We start from the raw sequence: 2,044 nt of genomic DNA, 5'->3' as shown, positions 1-2,044 counted from the left end.
AAAATAGATGAAGATATTACCGAAAGAGAAGATGAGCATAATCAACTAAAAAATAATTTTAAACGATTTAGATTTGAAACTTTTTTGAATTTTTGGGAATGAAAGAAGCAATAGAAGCGTTACATCAAAGGATAAAGGATTTAGCAGTAAGTAGCACAGCTGATCAACTGGCATATCTTGCAAAATCGCTGGAATTGATAGCAGATAAAAAAGCTATTTCTGATATTGCGCAAATGACTAAAGTAAAAGAAATAATTGATGCACTACAAGAAAGGCTTAGGGATTTAGCAGTAAACAGTACACCAGATCAATTAGCATATCTTGCTAAAGCACTGGAATCAATAATCGGTAAAAGTTCAGTTTCTGAAATTGTACAGATGACAGATGGTAAGTTAAATGAACTTTTAAGCGCTGCAAGGACGCACTTAAGCGACATAAACAGCAATAAGGAAAATTCAATATCTGCAATAACTGAAGCGAAAACAGATTCTGTCAATGAAATTAACAAGCTTAGGGATAATTCCTTAAACACTTTAAAAGCATCATCAGATTCACATATATCGCTACTTGATACGAGAAAGAATGCCAATATTGCAGCAATAAATAGCATTAGTAACAGTCATAAAGATGGTCTTAAAGGTTTAGTAGAAGATTTTCGTGCTGTTAATAATGTACCATCTGGCTCATCAATTATAGGAGAAATAGAAACTCGAATTGAAAACATCTCTAATGAGGTAAAAACTCGGGATGAACAGTTAAAAGCGTCTCTTATAAATGAAATAAGAAAGCGCAATATGGTTGAATCAGGGTCATTACCTTTCTTATTTGGTGTACTTGGCAGAAAAAATAATTACTTTGGCCACGGAACTTTTACAACAGAGCTTGGAAAGTGGAGTAGTGATATAACAAAAACCGACTATATGTTGCAATTACTAGCAGGTAGCCATACATACGATACAGATTACGTTAGTTTTTATCGGCCAAGACAACTAAGTTTTATAGAGGGAAGTAAAGGAACATTTATTTACGGAGAGTTATGCACAAAAAGTTTTTCGGGTAGTTATGATGAGATATACTATTACCCATATGCTGCACTTGGAGTAGTATTTATAAAAAATACAACGAATGTGAACATAAATAAAACAATAGAATTTGTTGGATCATCATACTCTAGTACGGAGTATGGGGGTGCAGGACTATTTGTGGGAACACCAGATAATACCAATTCTAATAAATCAAGAATTTCAAGAATAATATGGAAAAATGTTTACCAATACACGAGTTCTGATAGCAAATTAGCTGGATCTGGTAATGTGGAGATTCCAGCAGGAAAAACAGTTGCAATATTACTTTACACATCATCTTACCTGTATTCCAGAACACAAGTTAGTCAAGGTATGCTTGCATCAAATTATGTACACAACTATGGTCAATTTATTCAGTGGGGGATTTATAACATACGTAGCAATTTTCTCACCACAGGGCTTGAGGTAGATGTGGAAAGGACGCTCAGGGCTTGGCAATGTCCAGGATTATCTAACACGTATGAGATTTGGAGGTAACAAACAATGTCTATCTACATTAGATTTGAAAATGATAAACAAGTAGAAACAACAACACTTGAAAGCAAGCCAACTGAAAATGATTGGTATGAAGCACCAGAAGATTTTGATTGGCAAAAAAGCTATTGTTTAACAGAAGGAGGAAAAATTGCTCAGCGTACTAAAGAAGATATACAAAAGGAGTTACTGGATAATGCGAAGCTTTGTGCATTTGATAGTATGCGTTTCTATTATGATAATCATACTCACCAATATGCAGGTCATTCTCACCAAAAAGCTAAATCTTATGAGATTCAAGCGGAAGCCGCAAAAAGCATTCTAGCAGCACCAGAATCTATAGATGAAAAGGATAAAGAAATTATAGAACCTTTAGCAAAAGTCCGTGGTATTACGGTTATTGAAATGGCAAGAATAATTGAGGAAAAAGTGAAAAAAGCAGTAAAAGCAATAATTAAATGTGAAGAGCTTGAAGATTTAGCCAA

2 protein-coding genes are annotated in these 2,044 nt (G+C 34.1%); both read left to right on the top strand.

Features of this window, described 5'->3' with window-relative positions:
* Positions 1-98 precede the first annotated feature (98 nt).
* Entirely contained in the window at positions 99-1,562 is a 1,464-nt protein-coding gene (locus DM84_RS05795; RefSeq protein ID WP_250779039.1) for a hypothetical protein, read from the top strand.
* Positions 1,563-1,568: 6 nt separating this feature from the next.
* Positions 1,569-2,044 (top strand): hypothetical protein (locus DM84_RS05790; protein WP_250779037.1); only part of this gene is annotated, 476 nt, incomplete at its 3' end.

The sequence above is a fragment of the Wolbachia pipientis genome, from assembly GCF_023661085.1.
Taxonomy (GTDB): domain Bacteria; phylum Pseudomonadota; class Alphaproteobacteria; order Rickettsiales; family Anaplasmataceae; genus Wolbachia.
The sequence above is the reverse complement of the archived record's forward strand: the minus strand, read 5'-3'. Positions and strand labels throughout refer to the sequence as shown.